19 protein-coding genes and 1 pseudogene are annotated in these 17,396 nt (G+C 65.1%); 9 read left to right on the top strand and 11 right to left on the bottom strand.

Going from position 1 to position 17,396, the window contains the following annotated elements:
* The first annotated feature begins 85 nt into the window (after positions 1-85).
* Both A9971_RS32355 and A9971_RS32350 read left to right on the top strand, forming a co-directional pair.
* Positions 86-577 (top strand): DUF1543 domain-containing protein, encoded by a 492-nt coding sequence (locus A9971_RS32355; protein WP_041117614.1) that lies wholly within the window; start codon positions 86-88, stop codon positions 575-577.
* 71 nt (positions 578-648) lie between these two features.
* Complete coding sequence (locus A9971_RS32350) at positions 649-822, top strand: N-acetyltransferase (RefSeq protein WP_015635250.1); 174 nt, start codon at positions 649-651, stop codon at positions 820-822.
* A 13-nt stretch (positions 823-835) separates the two neighbouring features.
* On the opposite strand, the gene A9971_RS32345 is transcribed toward A9971_RS32350, so the two are convergent.
* Positions 836-1,768 (bottom strand): LysR substrate-binding domain-containing protein, encoded by a 933-nt coding sequence (locus tag A9971_RS32345; RefSeq protein WP_183000480.1) that lies wholly within the window; start codon positions 1,766-1,768, stop codon positions 836-838.
* A gap of 119 nt (positions 1,769-1,887) precedes the next feature.
* Between A9971_RS32345 and A9971_RS32340 the strand changes: the two genes are divergently transcribed.
* On the top strand, positions 1,888-2,526 hold the full coding sequence (locus A9971_RS32340; protein WP_041752745.1) for a LysE family translocator: 639 nt from the start codon (positions 1,888-1,890) through the stop codon (positions 2,524-2,526).
* An 11-nt stretch (positions 2,527-2,537) separates the two neighbouring features.
* On the opposite strand, the gene dmeF is transcribed toward A9971_RS32340, so the two are convergent.
* Complete coding sequence (gene dmeF / locus A9971_RS32335) at positions 2,538-3,518, bottom strand: CDF family Co(II)/Ni(II) efflux transporter DmeF (protein WP_072442261.1); 981 nt, start codon at positions 3,516-3,518, stop codon at positions 2,538-2,540.
* 9 nt (positions 3,519-3,527) lie between these two features.
* Positions 3,528-3,803, bottom strand: coding sequence for a metal/formaldehyde-sensitive transcriptional repressor (locus A9971_RS32330; protein ID WP_011060804.1), 276 nt, complete (start codon positions 3,801-3,803; stop codon positions 3,528-3,530).
* A 67-nt stretch (positions 3,804-3,870) separates the two neighbouring features.
* Between A9971_RS32330 and A9971_RS33015 the strand changes: the two are divergent.
* Positions 3,871-3,990 (top strand): annotated as a pseudogene (locus A9971_RS33015) (diguanylate cyclase); the annotation flags it as partial.
* A gap of 62 nt (positions 3,991-4,052) precedes the next feature.
* On the opposite strand, the gene A9971_RS32325 reads toward A9971_RS33015, so the two are convergent.
* The 4 genes from A9971_RS32325 to A9971_RS32310 form a co-directional block, all read right to left on the bottom strand.
* Positions 4,053-4,475, bottom strand: coding sequence for an NUDIX domain-containing protein (locus tag A9971_RS32325; protein ID WP_015635245.1), 423 nt, complete (start codon positions 4,473-4,475; stop codon positions 4,053-4,055).
* Between the two features lie 22 nt (positions 4,476-4,497).
* Complete coding sequence (locus A9971_RS32320) at positions 4,498-4,836, bottom strand: FKBP-type peptidyl-prolyl cis-trans isomerase (RefSeq protein WP_015635244.1); 339 nt, start codon at positions 4,834-4,836, stop codon at positions 4,498-4,500.
* 76 nt (positions 4,837-4,912) lie between these two features.
* Positions 4,913-5,305 carry an Imm10 family immunity protein gene (locus A9971_RS32315; protein ID WP_019094390.1) on the bottom strand — a complete coding sequence of 131 codons (393 nt, stop codon included), beginning with the start codon at positions 5,303-5,305 and terminating at the stop codon, positions 4,913-4,915.
* A gap of 23 nt (positions 5,306-5,328) precedes the next feature.
* A complete protein-coding gene (locus A9971_RS32310; protein WP_019094391.1) occupies positions 5,329-5,760 on the bottom strand; it encodes a DUF4265 domain-containing protein in 432 nt (143 codons plus the stop codon).
* A gap of 185 nt (positions 5,761-5,945) precedes the next feature.
* Between A9971_RS32310 and A9971_RS32305 the strand changes: the two genes are divergently transcribed.
* Positions 5,946-6,545 (top strand): LemA family protein, encoded by a 600-nt coding sequence (locus A9971_RS32305; RefSeq protein ID WP_072452305.1) that lies wholly within the window; start codon positions 5,946-5,948, stop codon positions 6,543-6,545.
* Positions 6,546-6,569: 24 nt separating this feature from the next.
* Positions 6,570-7,580 carry a M48 family metallopeptidase gene (locus tag A9971_RS32300; protein ID WP_183000479.1) on the top strand — a complete coding sequence of 337 codons (1,011 nt, stop codon included), beginning with the start codon at positions 6,570-6,572 and terminating at the stop codon, positions 7,578-7,580.
* A 5-nt stretch (positions 7,581-7,585) separates the two neighbouring features.
* Here the strand turns inward: A9971_RS32300 and A9971_RS32295 are convergent, their stop codons facing one another.
* From A9971_RS32295 to A9971_RS32280, 4 genes are all read right to left on the bottom strand, one after another.
* Positions 7,586-8,839 carry an OprD family porin gene (locus A9971_RS32295; protein WP_183000514.1) on the bottom strand — a complete coding sequence of 418 codons (1,254 nt, stop codon included), beginning with the start codon at positions 8,837-8,839 and terminating at the stop codon, positions 7,586-7,588.
* Positions 8,840-8,931: 92 nt separating this feature from the next.
* Complete coding sequence (locus A9971_RS32290; RefSeq protein WP_041117598.1) at positions 8,932-10,236, bottom strand: CitMHS family transporter; 1,305 nt, start codon at positions 10,234-10,236, stop codon at positions 8,932-8,934.
* A gap of 135 nt (positions 10,237-10,371) precedes the next feature.
* On the bottom strand, positions 10,372-11,697 hold the full coding sequence (dctA, locus tag A9971_RS32285; protein WP_183000478.1) for a C4-dicarboxylate transporter DctA: 1,326 nt from the start codon (positions 11,695-11,697) through the stop codon (positions 10,372-10,374).
* Between the two features lie 41 nt (positions 11,698-11,738).
* The gene (locus tag A9971_RS32280; RefSeq protein ID WP_183000477.1) at positions 11,739-12,821 is read right to left on the bottom strand and encodes a 4-oxalomesaconate tautomerase; all 1,083 of its coding nucleotides are present in this window, start codon (positions 12,819-12,821) and stop codon (positions 11,739-11,741) included.
* Positions 12,822-12,991: 170 nt separating this feature from the next.
* Here A9971_RS32280 and A9971_RS32275 point away from each other — a divergent pair, with 170 nt between their 5' ends.
* The 3 genes from A9971_RS32275 (at position 12,992) to A9971_RS32265 (ending at position 17,381) form a co-directional block, all read left to right on the top strand.
* Entirely contained in the window at positions 12,992-13,882 is an 891-nt protein-coding gene (locus tag A9971_RS32275; protein WP_011060793.1) for a LysR family transcriptional regulator, read from the top strand.
* 172 nt (positions 13,883-14,054) lie between these two features.
* Complete coding sequence (locus tag A9971_RS32270; RefSeq protein ID WP_011060792.1) at positions 14,055-15,878, top strand: monovalent cation:proton antiporter-2 (CPA2) family protein; 1,824 nt, start codon at positions 14,055-14,057, stop codon at positions 15,876-15,878.
* Positions 15,879-16,274: 396 nt separating this feature from the next.
* A complete protein-coding gene (locus tag A9971_RS32265; RefSeq protein WP_183000476.1) occupies positions 16,275-17,381 on the top strand; it encodes a DNA alkylation repair protein in 1,107 nt (368 codons plus the stop codon).
* Positions 17,382-17,396 lie beyond the last annotated feature (15 nt).

The raw sequence follows: 17,396 nt of genomic DNA, 5'->3' as shown, positions 1-17,396 counted from the left end.
CCTTGGCCCGGCGCCCGGCTTGAGGTAAAACGTGCGCCCGCGGTGGCGGCACGCGCCACCACCTAGCCCGGAACAAGGAGCCTGCATGCTGTTTGTGGTGATGCTGGGGGGCAAGCACCCCAGAGCGAAAATCGAAGTCCATGATGTGCAATTCGTGGTCGCCGACAGCCTCGAAGCGGCCTACCCGCAACTGCGCGAAGACTGGTTCGGAAGCCCGGCGGGGTTGCACATCGACTCATGGATGCGGGTGGACGGTATCGAAGACTACAGGCTCGAACTCAGCGCCCTGGCCCCGGCGGCGGATGCGCCGCGCCTGTACTTCATCAACCTGGGCGGCTATGAAGCAGCGACCTTCGGCGAAGCCCACCGTTACCTGCTGGTGGTGGCCCGGGACAAGGCGCAGGCCAAGGCCAAAGGCAAGCAGCAGATGCTTGCCCACTGGCACAAATCCCACACCGATGCCCTGCTGGACGTCGACGACTGCCTGCCCATCGACCTGGCGGACGGCCGCTACGTGCACCTGGTGAAGGGCCCTCACCAGGGCATCGTGCAGCACAACGACTACATCATCCTGTAGCCGCCGGCTGGCAGGCCAGTGAAGCGCGCACAGGCCGGCTATGCTGGCGGTTTTCTTCAGGGAGCAGAGCCATGCCGCTATGTTTGCGCAACGCACCGCAAGACGACACCCAGCGCCTGACCGTCAACGAACACAATGCCCGGGCGATCCGTTTCTACCAGCGCAACGGCTTTGTGAGGGGCGGCGAAACCCTGTTCCCCTGCGGCGCCGACCTGCACCGCGACTGGGTCATGCTGCGCCGTTGAAGCGGCCCCGCCATCAGCCCGCGCCAGGCGTCAGGTCACCCAGTTCAAGGTCATCGATGGATACCACTTGCTCCAGCAGAAAGGCGCGCAGGCCGTCGATCTGTTCCCGGCGCGGGCTGTCCCGCAGCCACACCAGGTAATAGCCGTCCCCCGAGGCCAGCGCACGGGGAAACGGCAGGCTGACCAGGCCCTGGCGGATGTCCTCGGCCACCAGGTACAGGTCGGCGATGGACAGCCCGTGGCCACGCATGGCCGCGCAGATCGCCTGGTCCAGGGTGTCGAAGACGTTGCCCCGGTCCAGCCGTACCTGCCCCAGCAGGCCCTGGGCCTGCAGCCAGCGCCGCCAGTCGCGGCGGTCCGCCGAAGGGTGGATCAGTGGCGCCTCCCTGAGCCGTTCCAGGGTCCAGGGCGGCGCATCCACAGCCTCCGGAGGGCCGATGGGAATCAGCCACTCATCGAACAGCTTGCAGGCCTCGACCCCGGCGCCGAACTGCCCGTTGCCCAGCAGAATCGCGCAGTCATAGGGCTCGGCATGAAAATCCACATGATCGAAATCCATCCACACGCTGGCCAGTTGCACCGCCAGCGACGGCTGCTGGTGCTTGAGCTGGTCCAGGGCCCGCAGCAGCCAACGCATGGTCAGTGTCGAAGGGGCCTTGAGGCGTAATTGGCCACTGCCGCTGCGCAGCGGCAGACAGGCGTCCTCGATGATCCGGAACCCGGCCTTGAGCTCCCGGGCCAGGCGCTGCCCGACGTCAGTGAGTACCAACCTGGGGCCGTGGCGCTCGAACAGGCGGCAGCCGAACTGGCTTTCCAGGGTGCGGATATGCCGGCTGATTGCGCTTTGGGTCAGGGACAGCTCCTCTGCGGCCCGGGTGAAGGAGCTGGAACGGGCCGCCACTTCAAAGGCGCGCAAGGCATAGAGCGGCGGCAGGGACTCGACCATCGGCAAGCACTCAGCATGATTAAAAATCATAGTAGGTCACAGCTTTTTGCGTTTTTCAACGCAGGCTCAAGCCTTCAGGCTAGGGCCTTTGCCAATGACCGAGGAGTTGCCGGGTGGATGTGAACATGTCGTTATTGCTGGCCTATACCCTGAGCGTGCTGATGCTGGTGGCGACCCCGGGGCCGGTGGTGGCGCTGATCGTCAGCACCAGCATGAACGCCGGCCCGCGCCAGGCGCTGCTGACCGCCCTGGGCACCAACGCGGCGTCGTTGCTGCTGGCCCTGCTGGCGGTGCTGATGCTCTCCGGCGGGCTGGCCCTGGACCCACGGCTGATCCACTGGATCAGCGTGCTGGGCTGCTGCTTCATTGCCTGGCTGGCCGTGCAGGGGTTGCGCGAGGCGGCCGCCCAACCCGCTGCGCAAGCACCGGCCAAGCCCCTGGCCGGGCGCGGCAGGGGCCTGGCCACCGGCTTTGTGGTGGGCATCGGCAACCCCAAGGACATCATCTTCTTTGTCTCGTTCTTCCCCCAGTTCATCCAGGTCGGCCGTACCTTCGAACACAGCGCACTGCTGCTGACCCTGGTCTGGGTACTGATCGACCTGGCGGTGCTGGGGGCCTATATCCTGGTGGCACGCCAGGGCTTCTCGCTGAAGTACAAGCGCCTGGTGACGGGGGTGTCGAGCCTGGTGCTGCTGGCAGTGGCCGTGGTGGGGCTGGCCTATTCGCTGCTGGAACTGTACCGCCCGGGCGCCACCTGAGGCGCCCGGCTTCAGACGCTGCGCAATTCCAGGGTCAGGTGCGACAGCCCCGGCAGCGCGGCCAGGCGCGCACGCACGGTCTCGGCACTGAGCGAGGCCCGGGCCACCACACTGACAATCGCCGCCCGGGCCCCGGGGCCCACCTGCCACACGTGCAGGTCGACGATACTGGCATCCCCCGGCCCTTCCACCGATGCGCGGATCTGCCCGGCCACCTGCTCATCGCTGGCATCGAGCAACACCGCGGCGCTGGACTTGATCAAGGCATAGGACCAGCGGGCAATCACCAGCGCGCCGACAATGCCCATCGCCGGGTCGAGCCAGACCCAACCCAGGTAGCGCCCGGCCAGCAGCGCGGCAATGGCCAGCACCGACGTCAGGGCATCGGCCAAAACATGCACATAGGCCGAACGCAGGTTGTTGTCGCCCCCGGCCCGGTGCGACTGGTGATGCTCGTGATGCTCGTGATGCTCGTGATGCTCGTGATGCTCGTGATCATGAGAGTGGCCGTGGGAATGGCCATGATGGTCGTGCCCCCCGCCCAGCAGCCAGGCGCTGAGAATGTTCACCAGCAACCCCGCCACGGCGATCAGCGTGGCTTCGCCAAAGGCCACGCGAGTGGGCTGGAACAGCCGCACCAGGGATTCGCCGGCAATGCCCAGCGCCACCAGGCCGAGAATGATGGCCGAGGCAAAGCCCGCCAGGTCGCCGACCTTGCCGGTGCCGAAACTGAAACGCCGGTTGCCGGCATTGCGCCGGGCAAAACCGTAGGCCGCCGCCGCGATGCCCAGGGCCCCGGCGTGGGTGGCCATGTGCAGCCCATCAGCCAGCAGGGCCATGGAACCGGTGAGGTAACCGGCGACGATCTCCCCCGCCATCATCACCACCGTCAACAGCACCACCCACAGCGTGCGGCGGGCGTTGTCGTCGTGATCAGCACCGAGAAACTGATGATCGTGGGCCAGGTGTGCAGCCTGCTGAGACAGGTTCATGAGCGGCTCCTACTTGGAATAACGGCGGATGGCTTCAAGCAGTTCATCCACGCCCCGGGCCCGCTCGGCATCGCTGAGCTCGGGGTTGGCCACGTGCTCCAGGGCATGGGCTTCGATGATCTCGCCCATCAGGCCGCTGATGGCGCCCCGAGTGGCGGCCACCAGGTGCAGGGTCTTGCCGCAGTCGGCCCCGCTTTCCAGGGCTCGCTCCACAGCCTGGACCTGGCCGAGAATGCGCCGGACCCGCTTGAGCAGCTCATCTTTCTGCGCGTGAGTGTGCGACATACCTATACCCCCTATACCTATATAGAGCGCATCTTGCTCCCCTGCCCTCGACAACGCAAGCCGGCCCGACGATGCCGAACGGTTCAAGCGCAGCCAGTATTTTGCGCGGATCGACACCTGGGACTGGGAGGTCGATACCCAGCGCCTGTACTGGTCGGAGGCGATCTACGGCATGTTCGGCTTCCAGGCGATGTACGAGGCCCGGCGCAGCGGCAACAACCACTACCGTCTCGGGCAATAAGCCGCTGCCTAGGCCTCGGCGCCTTCGCCCAGCAGGCGTTGGCGCAGGAATCCCAGGGCGCCCTGGAACAGCGGGTGCCATTGCTCCGACGGCAGGCTGGCCAGGGGCTGCCAGAAAAACTCGAACCGATGGCCGCCGTCATCCGCGGTGAAATGGCTCCAGCTTTCCGGCAACGGCGCTGGCACCCGGCATTCATGGAAGGCCCACACCTGGCCGCAGAAACCCGAATGCCAGAGCCCCAGGAAACCGCTTTCCCCGGCCTGGAGACCGGCCTCTTCCGCCAGCTCGCGAACGGCTGCAGTAGCCGTGGACTCCCCCGCCTCCACCGTGCCCTTGACCAGTTGCAGGCCGGCCAGCGGATGGCGGAAAGCCAGGATCTCCAGCTCGGTGGAATGGCGCAGCACCACCGGGCAGGCTTTATTGGCACGCATAGGCCCCTCGCTCCTCAAGCCTTCAATCGTCCCGGGTCAGCACTTCCAGCAACTCGATCTCGAAGATCAGGTTGGAATTGGGCGGGATGGCGCCCATGGAACGCTCGCCATAACCCAGGTGCGCCGGCACCAGCAGCTTGCGCTTGCCGCCCACCTGCATGCCCATCAGGCCCTGGTCCCAGCCCTTGATCACCCGGCCGGTGCCGATCACGCACTGGAACGGCTTGCCACGATCATAGGAGGAGTCGAAGCTGCTGCCGTCCTCCAGAAAGCCCCGGTACTGGGTGGTGATCAAGGCGCCCTTGACCACAGTCTTGCCGTCGCCCGGCTGGATATCGATGACCTGCAATTCGTCGCTCATGGTTCACTCCCGTTCAAGCATTGCCCCGTCACGGGACTGCGGCGCGCTTTTTCGCAGAATTGCCCCGGCTTGGCAATCACTGTGGCGCCACCTCGATCAGGGTATCGGTATCGAGAAAGATCGCCCCCAGCGCCATCGCGACCTCCTCGACGCTGGCGAGCCCCGGCTTCCAACTGATCTCAAGGCTGGGCAAGCCCCGGCACCAGGCCTGGGAATCGCCAAAATGCAGGGTCAGGCGGCCCGGGGCCAGCAGCACCTGGCGGATGCCGCCATAGCCGGACACTGCCTGGCCGCCCAGTTCGACATGGTAAGTGTCCATGCCCAACTGCCGGTCCTGCTCGTCAAAGCATTCGGCGCGCTGCAACAGCAGGTAGTGCCCGGGCGGCTGCCCGTCGTCGGCAAAGCCCAGGATCTGCACCTCGTCTTCAGTGCAGGCACTGTAGCCAGTGGCATGAAATTTCAAACTCATCGCTCCTTGCTCCTTATTCGCGGTCACTGGCGCAACAGCCCGCTTTCATAATCCAGCCAATCCTGCTCAAAGCACTCCTGCAGGTACTCCAGCACGCTGTCCAGCGACACCGAGGCAGGCACATTGACAGCAAGGAACGCCTTGCTCATGCCTTCCCAGCTGCAGCCCAGAGCGTTGATCCGCGCCAGCACCTCGGGGGTCCGGGCCCTGCCGGCGTCAAAGAACACCAGGCGCAACGTGCTGTTGCCACTGCTGCGCCCGACCCGCCTGAACCACTTCAGGCCATCGGCCTCCACCTGGACTTCGACGTCGTCCTCGTAACAGGCATCCTGGGAGTAGAACGGAAGGTTGGCGATACGGTACAGGCCATCGGGCTGGCGTTCGGCCCAGACCCCTTCGCTGGCCACCGGCGGATAGTCGTCCACCACCGTCAACCTGAGCATGATCTTGTCCATCACCTGTCCCTGGTTCATTGAATAAAAGGCGGCGGAGCCCTTCGGTCCCCGCGCAAGCCGAGCGCTTTTTCGCAGAATTGCCGCCCCTTGGCAATCATTGACGGGTCGCCGGCGAAGGTGTGTCACCGAACAGGAAGATTCCGTTACCATTGCCGCCCCCACGCCTCACTCGATAAGGACATCCCATGGCCACCGCCGATATCGTCGCCCTGGTGCTGCTCGCCGCTCTGGCGCTGTACCTGGTCAGCCTCTACAACCGCCTGACCACCCGGCGTACCCGTCTGCGCAATGCCTTCGCCCAGATCGAGGTGCAACTCAAGCGCCGCTACGACCTGATCCCCAACCTGCTGGAAACCGTCAAGGGCTACCTGCAGCACGAGCGCCAGACCCTGACCGCCCTGGCCGAGGCCCGCAACAGTGCCCGGGATAGCCTGCAAGCCGCCGCCGCGCAACCCGGCGACAGCGCACGCATCGCCCGCCTGGGCCAGGACCAGGGTGCCCTGGACCAGGTCCTCGACCGCCTGCACCTGAGCCTGGAGGCCTACCCGGAACTCAAGGCCTCGCAGAACATGGCGCAACTCAGCGAAGAGCTCACCAGCACCGAGAACAAGGTCGCCTACGCGCGCCAGGCCTTCAACGATGCAGTGACCGACTACAACCTGTGCAAGCAGCGGGTGCCGGCACTGTTTTTCGCCGGGCTGTTCGGCCACCGGGCCGATGCCGCCCTGCTGCAATTTGCCGACAGCGCGCGCATTCAAGACGCCAGCAAAGTCTCCTTCCAGTAACTGCACCTGCCCCCGGAAACCTGCATGAAGTTCTTTCAACACCAGGCCCGAGCCCGGCGTCACACCCTCAAGCTGGTGCTGTTGATGACCCTGGCGGTAGCCACCCTGGTCAGCCTCAGCAGCCTGGGGCTGGGCCTTGCATGGCGCGAGCTGAGCCAGGAATACAAGCAGCCCAAGGTCTTGAGCTGGACCGCAGTGGCCGTGGTGGCGCTGCTGATGCTGCTGGTGGTGCTGCTGGGCAGTTGGTACAAGAGCTGGCGCCTGCGGGCCGGCGGCAAGGTGATCGCCGAGCATCTGGGCGGGCGCCTGATCAACGACTCTCCACGAGGCAGCGAGGAACAGCGCCTGCTCAATATCGTCGAGGAAATGGCCCTGGCCTCGGGCGCCACCATGCCTGCGGTGTATGTGCTGCCGGAAGACGGGATCAACGCCTTCGCCGCCGGACTGACCCCGCAGCAGGCGGTGCTCGGCATCACCCGCGGAGCCCTGGTCCACCTCGACCGCGACGAGTTGCAGGGCATGGTGGCCCATGAGTTCAGCCACATTCACAACGGCGACATGCGCCTCAACACCCGCTTGCTGGCCGTGATCCACGGCCTGCTGGTGTTCAGCCTGGCGGGCATCGCGGTGCTGCGCCATGCTGAAAAGCAGCACCTGGGCAGCGACCGCCACCGCTTCTTCTGGCAGATCATCTTCGCCGTGCTGGGCCTGGCCCTGCTGGTCTTCGGTTCCCTGGGCAGCCTGCTGGGCAACCTGATCAAGGCCGCCATCTGCCGTCAGCGCGAGTTTCTCGCCGATGCCTCGGCGGTGCAGTTCACCCGCAACCCCCAGGGCATTGCCGGCGCCCTGAAGAAGATCGGCGGCAGCAGCGCCGGTTCGCGCCTGCGCGCCTTCGCCGCCGCGCAGTACAGCCACCTGTATTTTCACCAGGGGGTGAAACTGCGCCTGGGCCGCCTGATGGCCACCCACCCACCGCTGGCTGCGCGCATCCAGCGCCTGGACCCGCAGTGGGATGGGCGCTTCAAGCCGCTGTAAGGGCCCTACCAGAGGGCAATGTCGTAAGTGATGTAGAGGCGGTTGCTGTCCCGCCCACGGGAGTAGTCGGAGCGATACACATAATTGCGCAGCTTCACCCCCAGCCCCTTGAACGAACCTTGCTGAAGCACATAGGCCAGTTCGCTGTCGCGCTCCCACTCATCGACCCGGGTCCTGGACTTGCCGCCATTGCCACTCAGGTAGCGGGAACTGAAGGTCAGGCCGGGGAGACCGAGACCAGCGAAGTTGTAGCCGTAGCCGAGCATCCAGGTCTTCTCGCCCTCTTCGATGAACTTGCCGATGCCGGCGTTACTGAAGGAGTAGACCGTGGCGCCGCTGATATAGGGCAAGCCGGCATCGCCACTGAGGCGCTGATAGCCGCCGCCAAGGGAATGTCCGGCAATCGCGTAGGTCAGTTGGCCGCTGAACATGCGGTTGGCGATCTTGCCGTCAAACGCAGCGCCTGAATCGGCGCTGCGAAAGTAGCGCAGGTCGCTGGTCAAGGTCCCCTGCCCCAGCGCCAGGTCATGTTGCAGGCCGACGAAGTCCTGCCGATAGAAGTTCTCAAGCTCGCCATGGAAATAGCTCAGGCGCAGGGTCTTGCTCCATTTGTATTCGGCCCCGCCGTAGCGGAAGTCCCCGGACTGGCCGCCGCTGTAGCCGTCGGGGGCCAGCCCCACGCTGTCGGTGGAATCGCGCAGTTTGAAGCGCTGCAGATAGCCGCCGGTCAAGCTCAGGCCGTCGATATCCGTGCTGGTGAGCTGGGTGCCCTGATAGGTCTGCGGCAACAGACGGGCATCGTTGTAGACCAGCACCGGGGTCTTGGGCAGCAGGGTGCCGTACTTGAGCGTGGTCTTGGCCAGCCGCACCTTGGCCGTGGCGCCGGCACTGGCAAATTCGCCTGCGGCGCGACCGTCGTCGTGCACCGGCAACAGCCCCGTTCCACTGCGCCCCTTGCCGGAGTCGAGCCTGACACCCAGCAGCCCCAGGGCATCGACCCCGACCCCCAGGGTGCCCGGGGTGAATCCGGACTGATAATCGAGCAGGAAACCCTGGGCCCATTCAGTGCGCTCGCTCTTGGCCGTGCGCGCGGCCTTGGCGCTGAGCCCGTGTTCGTCGCGGAAGTTCTCGTTGAAATAGACGTTGCGCAGTTGCAGCTTGAGGCTGCTGTCATCGATGAAGCCAGCGCCCTGGGCCGCCGCCAGGGGCAGCAGGCTCAGGCTGGACAGAATCAAGGTGCGAGTGTGCCAATAGCTCATGAGGTAGTTCTCGTTATTGTTATTCAAGGCGCAGTTGTCCCTGGCGCCCCTGAAACAAGCGCGCCGGGCCACCAAAGAGGGTTTCGAACGAATCAGACGAACAGGGTCAGGGCGCCGGTCAGCAAGGCCAGGGCGGTAATCACCAGAGAGGTCAGCACGGCCCACTTCACCGTGGCTTTCTGGAAGTCGCCAATGTCACGGTCCACCATGCCCACCAGCAGCAGGGTCGAGGCCACCAGCGGGCTCATCAGGTGCACCGGCTGGCCGAGGATCGAGGCCCGGGCGATTTCCAGGGGGGAAATGCCATAGGCCGCCGCCGCGTTGGCCAGGATCGGCACCACGCCGAAGTAGTAGGCATCGTTGGACAGGACGAAGGTCAGCGGCATGCTGGTCAGCGCCACCACCAGCGGGAATAGGTGACCCCAGGACGGCGGAATCCAGTCCACCAGGGTCTGCGCCAGGGCGTCGACCATCTTGGTGCCGGAGAAAATCCCGGCGAAGATCCCCGCGGCGAACACCAGCAGCACCACGGTCATGGCGTTACCCGAGTGGGCGAGAATGCGCTCCTTCTGAATATCCAGCTGCGGGTAGTTGATCATCAAGGCCAGGACAAAACCGATCAGGAACAGCACCGCCGAGTGCATCAGCCCCAGCACCAGCGCGGTCATCACCGCCATCACCAGCAGCAGATTGACGTAGGCCAGCTTGGGCCGTTTGTGAGGGGTGTCTTCGAGAATCGCCTTGATGTAGCAGTCGCCACCGCCGCTTTGCAGTTGGGTATTGCCGATGCGCTTGCGTTCGGCCCGGCCCAGCAGGTAGGCGGTAAACACCACCCAGGCGGCGCCGCCGATCATGGTCGGCAGCAGCGGCACGAAGTACTCGCCGGCATCCAGGCCCAGGGCGGCGATGGCGCGCGTGGCCGGCCCGCCCCAGGGGGTCATGCCGCTCATGATGCTTAAGGACAGCATGGAAATGGTGGCGAGGATCATGGGGTTCATGCCGATGCGCTTGTACAGCGGCAGCATGGCCGCGCAGGTAATCATGTAGGTGGTGGTGCCATCACCGTCCAGGGCCACCACCAGCGACAGCAACGCGGTGCCCATGGCGATCTTGGTCGGATCACCATTGACCCGCTTGAGAATCTTGCGGATCAGCGGGTCGAACAGCCCCGAATCGATCATCAAGCCGAAGAACAGAATGGCGAACAGCAACAGCGCCGCCGACGGCGCGACCATTTTCAGGCCGTCGAGCATCATCTTGCCGGTGGTGCCGGCAAACCCGCCGAGCACCGCGAAAACGATCGGCACCAGGGTCAACGCCACAATGGGCGACAGGCGCTTGGTCATGATCAGGAAGGTGAAGACCACCACCATGGCGAGGCCGAGTAAGGCGAGCATAAGTCGATTCTCTTGTTTTTATGGTGAGCGTGACCGGCACGCAGGCGCGGCCACCCGGGCACCGGGCGCCCCTCTGGGGCGCCCGGCACAGGTGTTGAGTCGGTACTTGGGGTAAAGCGCTGGTGCCTGGCGGGTCTAGCCGAGCTTGCTCGCCAGAGCGGCGGCTGGGCTGTCATCGGCGGCAGCAGCCTGGGCCGCAAGCGGCTGGCCATCGAGCGTGCGCAACAGCACCTGGCGGTCGCAGGCCTGCTCCGAAAGGGCGATCACCACGGTTGCCACGGCGTTGCTGGCCAGGCTGGTCAAGGCCCGGGCCTCGGACATGAAGCGATCGATACCGATCAGCAATGCCAGGCCTGCCAGGGGAATGTCATGAATCACCGTCAGGGTCGAGGCCAGGGCCACGAAACCGCTGCCGGTCACCCCGGCGGCGCCCTTGGACGACAGCAGCATGATCGCCAGCATGGTGACCACCTGCCCGGCACTCAGGTCGATGTTGCACGCCTGGGCAATGAAGATCGCCGCTAGCGACAGGTAGATCGCCGTGCCGTCGAGGTTGAACGAATAGCCGGTGGGCAGCACCAGCCCCACCACGCTTTTCTTGCAACCCAGGGCCTGGAGTTTTTCCAGCATGCGCGGCATCACCGGTTCTGTGGACGAGGTGCCGAGCACCACCAGGAACTCTTCACGCAGGTAGCGCAGCAGCTTCCAGAGGCTGAAGCCGTTGGCCCGGCAAATGCCGCCCAGCACGACGCAGACAAAGAAGCCGCAGGCGACATAGAGGGTCATGATCAGTTTGGCCAGGGCGCCCAGGGAGGTGATGCCGTACTGGCCCACGGTAAAGGCCAGGGCCCCGAAGGCGCCGACGGGGGCAAAACGCATCAGGTAGGAAAAAATCTTGAACACCATGTGCGAGGCCGACTCCAGCACCTGCAGCACCGGTTTGCCGCGCTCGCCCAGGGACGACAGGGCAAACCCGCACAGCACCGCGATAAACAGCACCGGCAACACCTCGCCCTTGTTGAAGGCGCCGACAAAGGTCTCGGGAATGATGTGCATGAAGAACTCCACCACCCCCAGCTTGGCTGCCGAATCGGTGTACTGGGACAGCCCCTGGGTGTTCAACCGGGTGGGGTCGATGTTCATTCCCGCGCCGGGCTGGAACAGATAGACCGCCGCCAGGCCGATGAACAGGCTGATCAGGGTCAGGCCCAGGAACAGCAGCATGGTCTTGCTCAGCAAGCGCCCCAGGGAGCGCTTGTCGCTCATGCCGGCGATACCGGTGACGATGGTGCAGAACACCACGGGGGCGATCATCATCTTGATCAGCTTGATGAAGGCATCTCCCAGAGGCTTCAGGGCAATGGCTTGCGCGGCCCAGAAGTGCCCCACCAGGACCCCGAGGAACACGGCGCAGAGGATCTGGAAATAGAGCGATTTAACAACTTTCATGGCATCACCCATTTTTAGAATTGTGTTGATGCAACGCGGGTCGACAGCAACGACTAACCGGCCAGGCGCTGTGAAGCCGGCGCGTAGACATACCCGGAAAACAATCGGCGAGCGGTGCGGACCACCGAGGCGCGGATGGTCTCGGGGCTGGTTCCGCTGTAGGACAATACGACATCTATCGCCCCGCTGGGGTGTTCGATACGAACCTGGTGCAGACGCGGTTCACTGACCCCGCCCAGCATCTCGGCCACCACGCTGCCGGCGGTGACACTGGCGGTAGCCAGGCCGATGGAGCCGGTGATGGCCAGGGCCCGATGGCAGTTGTGGGGCATGAAATAGCGCACCGCCAGGGTGCCCCCGGCCCGGGCTCGGGACACCAGCACCGGCTTGGGAATCACTTTGTCACTGACATCCCCCAGGCCCATGGCCAGGCCGGCCTTGAGCCGCAGGCTCTCCAGGCGCTGGAGAAAGTCCGCATCGGCATCCAGTTCGGCAGGGGTTTCATCGCCGCGCTTGCCCAGGCAGGCCGCCTGTACCAGCACCATGGGCATGGCCATGTCGATGCAGGTCACGACAATGCCTTCGATCAGGTCCCGAGGCCGGCCGGTGGGAAACAACTGGCCGGTCTTGCTGCCGGCGGCATCGAGAAAGGTCAGGGCCACCGGCGCCGCGCTGCCCGGCACGCCGTCAATGGTGGTGTCGCCTTCGTAGCTGACCTTGCCATCGGGGGTCTGGACCTGGGCATTGACCAGGGTGCCGGTGTTGAGGTTGCGAATCCGCACCTGGGTCTGTGCCCCCGTGGCCTTGACCAGCCCCTGCTCGATCGCGAAAGGCCCGACGGCGCAGAGCATGTTGCCGCAGTTGGGCGCGGTATCGACCCGCCGCTGCGACACCATGACCTGGACGAACAGGTAATCGACATCCGCGTCCGGGTGCAGCGACGGACTGACGATCGCCACCTTGCTGGTTTGCGGGCTGCCACCGCCGATGCCGTCGATTTCCAGCTCATGGCCGGAGCCCATCAGGTTGAGCAACAGCTCATCACGTTCGGACACCGCCACCGGCAGATCCCAGGCCAGAAAAAACGGCCCTTTGGAGGTGCCGCCGCGCATCAACACACAAGGAATTCGTTGCATGAACACTGACTCTTGTTGATCAATCGAGGTAATTGATGTTCTGGACACAAGAGTGGCAGGGATTAAAAAGTGTTTCCAATGCAAAGATCAGAGAGATTATTGCGTTACAAGCATGAATTAAATATCGTGTCCGGCACCGCCACACCCGACGCCCGCCTTGAGAAACCAGCATGGAATATGAGCTCCAGGACATCAGATCTTTCGTGAAAATCGCCGAACTGGGGAGTTTCCACGAAGCCGCCGACGCTTTGCACCTGTCCCAGCCCGCCCTGAGCCGACGTATGAAAAAGCTCGAAGAGGGCCTGGGCACCGCGCTCCTCGACCGCACCACGCGCAAGGTCAGCCTGACCAGCGTCGGCCGCGACTTCCTGCCCAAGGCCCGACGACTGCTGGACGACTTCGACGACTCGATCCTCAACATCCGTGAGCTGGCAGAACGGCAGATCGGTCAGGTGACCCTGGCCTGTATCCCCACGGCGGCCTTCTACTTCCTGCCGTCAGTGATCCGCCTGTATAACCTGCGCTATCCGAAAATCCGCATCCGCCTGCTCGACCTCAGCGCCAACGAGGGCCTTGAAGCGGTGCTGCGCGGCGAAGCGGACTTCGGCATCAACATGATGAGCGGCCAACACCCGGACATCGAGTTCGTGCCCCTGGTCAACGAGCCCTTTGTCCTGGCCTGCCGGCGCGACCATGAACTGGCCGAGCGCAGCTCGGTGACCTGGTCGGAACTCAGCGATTATCGCTTGATCGGCGTCGGTCGCCTGAGCGGCAACCGCATGTTGCTGGACCATGCCCTGTCCGGCTTGAGCTGGCGCCCCCAGTGGTTCTACGAGGTGCAGCACCTGTCCACGTCACTGGGCATGGTGGAGGCCGGGCTCGGGGTTTCGGCGATGCCGAGCCTGGCCATGCCGGCCGCCGATCACCCGACCCTGGTCAGCGTTCCGCTGACCGAGCCCGTGGTCAATCGCACCCTGGGGCTGGTGTCCCGGCGCGGCGCGTCGCTATCGCCGGCCGCGGAAAAATTTGTCTCGATTCTGCTGGAGCAGTGGCCGCACTGACCCGCCCGCCCCCCTGCTCTCCCGTACTCCGACGTGCCTTGCAGGGCGCACCGCCAGTCTCAGAACATCCACGCCGTTTTTATCCGGGCGCAGACTGGCAATACCAATCCGCTCATCGTCACCGACGAGCCTTTATCATCACCTGCGCCCCGTTCTCCCTGGAGTCCCCCCGATGCCCCATGAAGGCAACCTGCTACAAGCCGCCGTCGTGTTCCTCTGCGCCGCGGTGCTCATCGTGCCCCTGGCCAAGCGCCTGCAACTGGGGGCCGTGCTCGGCTACCTGCTGGCCGGGGTGCTGATCGGCCCCTCGGTGCTGGGCCTGGTGGGCAACCCCCAGAGCGTCAGCCATATCTCCGAACTGGGGGTGGTGCTGCTGTTGTTCATCATCGGCCTGGAGCTGTCGCCCAAGCGCCTGTGGGTGATGCGCAAGGCGGTGTTCGGCGTCGGCCTGGCCCAGGTGCTGCTGACCGGGATGCTGATCGGCGTGGTGGCGCTGTTTCTGTTCGGCCAGTCGCTCAACAGTGCCATTGTCCTGGGCCTGGGCCTGGCCCTGTCGTCCACCGCCCTGGGCCTGCAAAGCCTGGCCGAACGCAAGGAGCTGAACAGCCCTCATGGGCGCATGGCCTTCGCCATCCTGCTGTTCCAGGACATCGCCGCCATTCCACTGATCGCCATGGTCCCGGTGCTGGCCGGTGGCGATCACCACACCAGCAGCGCCGAGGACCTGCGCCACGGCCTGCAAGTGCTGGGCAGCATCGCCGTGGTGGTGGTGGGCGGGCGCTACCTGCTGCGCCCGGTATTTCGCATCGTGGCCAAGACCCGCTTGCCGGAAGTCTCCACCGCCACTGCCTTGCTGGTGGTGATCGGCACCGCCTGGCTGATGGACCTGGTGGGCGTGTCCATGGCCCTGGGCGCCTTCCTCGCCGGCCTGCTGCTGGCGGACTCGGAATACCGCCACGAGCTGGAAGCACAGATCGAACCCTTCAAGGGCCTGCTGCTGGGGCTGTTCTTCATCAGCGTCGGCATGGGCGCCAATATCAGCCTGCTGCTCAGCGCGCCCATCGCGGTGCTGGGCCTGACCCTGCTGCTGATCGCCCTCAAGCTGCCGCTGCTGTTCGTGGTCGGGCGCCTGGCCGGTGGCCTGGGACGCGAGAGTGCGGTGCGCCTCGGGGTGGTGCTGGCGGCGGGCGGCGAGTTCGCTTTCGTGGTGTTCAAGATCGGCCGCGACCAGGGCCTGTTCGAGCCCCGCCTGTATGACCTGCTGGTGCTGACCATCACCCTGTCCATGGCCCTCACCCCACTGCTGTTGCTGGCCTGCACCCGCTGGCTGAAACCCAAGGCCAAGCCGGTGGAAATGCCCGCCGAGTACCGCCGGATCGATTCCGACGGGCCGCGGGTGGTGATTGCCGGCATGGGCCGCATGGGGCAGATCGTGGCGCGGATCCTGCGGGCACAGAAAGTGCCCTTCGTGGCCCTGGACACTTCGGTGGAAACCATCGAACTGATCCGCAGTTTCGGCGGCATGCCGGTGTTCTACGGCGACCCGTTGCGCCCGGAGATCCTCAGCGCGGCCAAGGTCGGCGAAGCGGAGTACTTCGTCATTGCCACCGACGACCCGGAAACCAATATCAAGACCGCCGAGCAGGTCAGCCGGCTCTACCCGCACCTGAAGATCATCGCCCGCGCGCGCAACCGCCAGCACGTGCACCGGCTGGTGGACCTGGGGGCCCAGGCGGTGCGGGAAACCTACTATTCCAGCCTGGAAATGAGCCGCCGCACCCTGGTGGGGCTGGGCTTGAGCCAGGCCCAGGCCGATTCGCGGATCCAGCGTTTCACCCAGCACGACGAACAACTGCTGGCGGCCCAGCATGCCGTCTACGACGACGCCGCCAAGGTCCTGCAAAGCGCCCAGGAAGCCCGCGCCGAACTGGCCCGGCTGTTCGAAGCCGACGAACAGGACGAACAGATCGAAAGCCCGCTGCCGCCGATGCGCTGAGGCGCCAGGCCCTGCGCCACCTCGCAGGAGCCGGCTTGCTGGCGAAGGCGGCCTCAAGGACGCCGGGGAATGATCTGAGGGCCGTGGTGTACCCTTCGCTGGCAAGCCAGCTCCTACAGGCCGGCACGACACACCGTAGGAGCCGGCTTGCCGGCGAAGGCGGCCTCAAGGACGCCGGGGAATGATCTGAGGGCCGTGGTGTACCCTTCGCTGGCAAGCCAGCTCCTACAGGCCGGCACGACACACCATAGGAGCCGGCTTGCCGGCGAAGGCGGCCTCAGCAACACCGGAAAACGATCTGCATGACGCAACACGCCCTCCGGCGGCTACCGACAGATTCTGTCAGCAGAGGGCGTGTAGAGTGGACGCCGCCCCGGCTTTGAATGGATACGCCCCATGAGTTCTACCCAAGAGCAGGCCCCCGCCCTCAAGGAAATCTTCAACCCGCAGCGCCTGATGCATATCGCCGACGCCATGCACACGGTGCATCCGGCCTTCGACCGCCAGGGGTTCCTGCAACGGGCCGGCCACGGCCTCGCCGAGCTGTCGCTGATGCAGCGCCTGGCCCGGGTCAGCGAGAGCCTGCACCAGGTACTGGGCCTGGACTACCCCAGCAGCCTGGAGCTGCTGCAAGCCCTGGCGCCGCGCCTGAACAGCCGCTTCGTGTGCATCTTCCTGCCCCACTACGTGGCCAGCTACGGCCTGCATGACTTCGAGCTGTCCATGGCGGCGCTGAAGTATTTCACCGGCTTCGGCTCATCGGAGTTCGCCGTGCGCCACTTCTTGCGCCAGGACTGCCAGCGCACGCTGGCCGTGATGCACGAGTGGGCCACGGACAGCGATGAACACGTACGCCGCCTGGCCAGCGAAGGCAGCCGCCCGCGCCTGCCCTGGTCGTTCCGCCTGGAGCAGTTGCAGGCCGACCCGCAACTGGCGGCGCCGATCCTCGAACGCCTGCGCAATGACCCCAGCCTGTACGTGCGCAAGTCGGTGGCCAACCACCTCAACGACATCACCAAAGAGCACCCGCAGTGGGTCCTGGAACGTCTTGAAGGCTGGCCCCTGGAGCAGCCGCACAGTGCCTGGATCGCCCGTCATGCCTTGCGCAGCCTGATCAAGCAGGGCGACCGCCGGGCCCTGGCGCTGATCGGCGCCGGGGCCCGGGCCGAGGTCCAGGTTTGCCGCTTCCAGGTGGCCCCCGGGCAATTGCGCCTGGGGGACAGCCTCAACCTGTCCCTGACCCTGGCCTCCACCTGCTCGCACGAACAGCTCCTGGTGGTGGATTACGCCATCGACTACGTCAAGGCCTCCGGCGCCACCGCGAGCAAGGTGTTCAAGCTCAAGACCTTCACCCTGCAAGGCCTGGCCCAGGTGGAGCTTGGCCGCAGCCAGCAGATCCGCGAACTGACCACCCGCCGCCACTATCCGGGGCGCCACGGCGTGCGATTGCTGGTCAACGGCGAACCCCTGGCCACAGGCCATTTCGACTTGCTCGTCCCCTGATCCCCAAGGAAGCCC

The sequence above is a fragment of the Pseudomonas sp. UME65 genome (assembly GCF_014170225.1).
In the GTDB taxonomy this organism is placed as follows: Bacteria; Pseudomonadota; Gammaproteobacteria; order Pseudomonadales; family Pseudomonadaceae; genus Aquipseudomonas; species Aquipseudomonas protegens.
The sequence above is the reverse complement of the archived record's forward strand: the minus strand, read 5'-3'. Positions and strand labels throughout refer to the sequence as shown.

Bases quoted from the DNA above. Each gene is read 5' to 3' on its own strand.
- A9971_RS32355 (WP_041117614.1), top strand. From the start codon at position 86: ATGCTGTTTGTGGTGATGCTGGGGGGCAAGCACCCCAGAGCGAAAATC.
- A9971_RS32350 (WP_015635250.1), top strand. From the start codon at position 649: ATGCCGCTATGTTTGCGCAACGCACCGCAAGACGACACCCAGCGCCTG.
- A9971_RS32345 (WP_183000480.1), bottom strand. From the start codon at position 1,768: ATGGTCGAGTCCCTGCCGCCGCTCTATGCCTTGCGCGCCTTTGAAGTG.
- dmeF (WP_072442261.1), bottom strand. From the start codon at position 3,518: ATGAACCTGTCTCAGCAGGCTGCACACCTGGCCCACGATCATCAGTTT.
- A9971_RS32330 (WP_011060804.1), bottom strand. From the start codon at position 3,803: ATGTCGCACACTCACGCGCAGAAAGATGAGCTGCTCAAGCGGGTCCGG.
- A9971_RS32325 (WP_015635245.1), bottom strand. From the start codon at position 4,475: ATGCGTGCCAATAAAGCCTGCCCGGTGGTGCTGCGCCATTCCACCGAG.
- A9971_RS32320 (WP_015635244.1), bottom strand. From the start codon at position 4,836: ATGAGCGACGAATTGCAGGTCATCGATATCCAGCCGGGCGACGGCAAG.
- A9971_RS32315 (WP_019094390.1), bottom strand. From the start codon at position 5,305: ATGAGTTTGAAATTTCATGCCACTGGCTACAGTGCCTGCACTGAAGAC.
- A9971_RS32310 (WP_019094391.1), bottom strand. From the start codon at position 5,760: ATGGACAAGATCATGCTCAGGTTGACGGTGGTGGACGACTATCCGCCG.
- A9971_RS32305 (WP_072452305.1), top strand. From the start codon at position 5,946: ATGGCCACCGCCGATATCGTCGCCCTGGTGCTGCTCGCCGCTCTGGCG.
- A9971_RS32300 (WP_183000479.1), top strand. From the start codon at position 6,570: ATGAAGTTCTTTCAACACCAGGCCCGAGCCCGGCGTCACACCCTCAAG.
- A9971_RS32295 (WP_183000514.1), bottom strand. From the start codon at position 8,839: ATGAGCTATTGGCACACTCGCACCTTGATTCTGTCCAGCCTGAGCCTG.
- A9971_RS32290 (WP_041117598.1), bottom strand. From the start codon at position 10,236: ATGCTCGCCTTACTCGGCCTCGCCATGGTGGTGGTCTTCACCTTCCTG.
- dctA (WP_183000478.1), bottom strand. From the start codon at position 11,697: ATGGGTGATGCCATGAAAGTTGTTAAATCGCTCTATTTCCAGATCCTC.
- A9971_RS32280 (WP_183000477.1), bottom strand. From the start codon at position 12,821: ATGCAACGAATTCCTTGTGTGTTGATGCGCGGCGGCACCTCCAAAGGG.
- A9971_RS32275 (WP_011060793.1), top strand. From the start codon at position 12,992: ATGGAATATGAGCTCCAGGACATCAGATCTTTCGTGAAAATCGCCGAA.
- A9971_RS32270 (WP_011060792.1), top strand. From the start codon at position 14,055: ATGCCCCATGAAGGCAACCTGCTACAAGCCGCCGTCGTGTTCCTCTGC.
- A9971_RS32265 (WP_183000476.1), top strand. From the start codon at position 16,275: ATGAGTTCTACCCAAGAGCAGGCCCCCGCCCTCAAGGAAATCTTCAAC.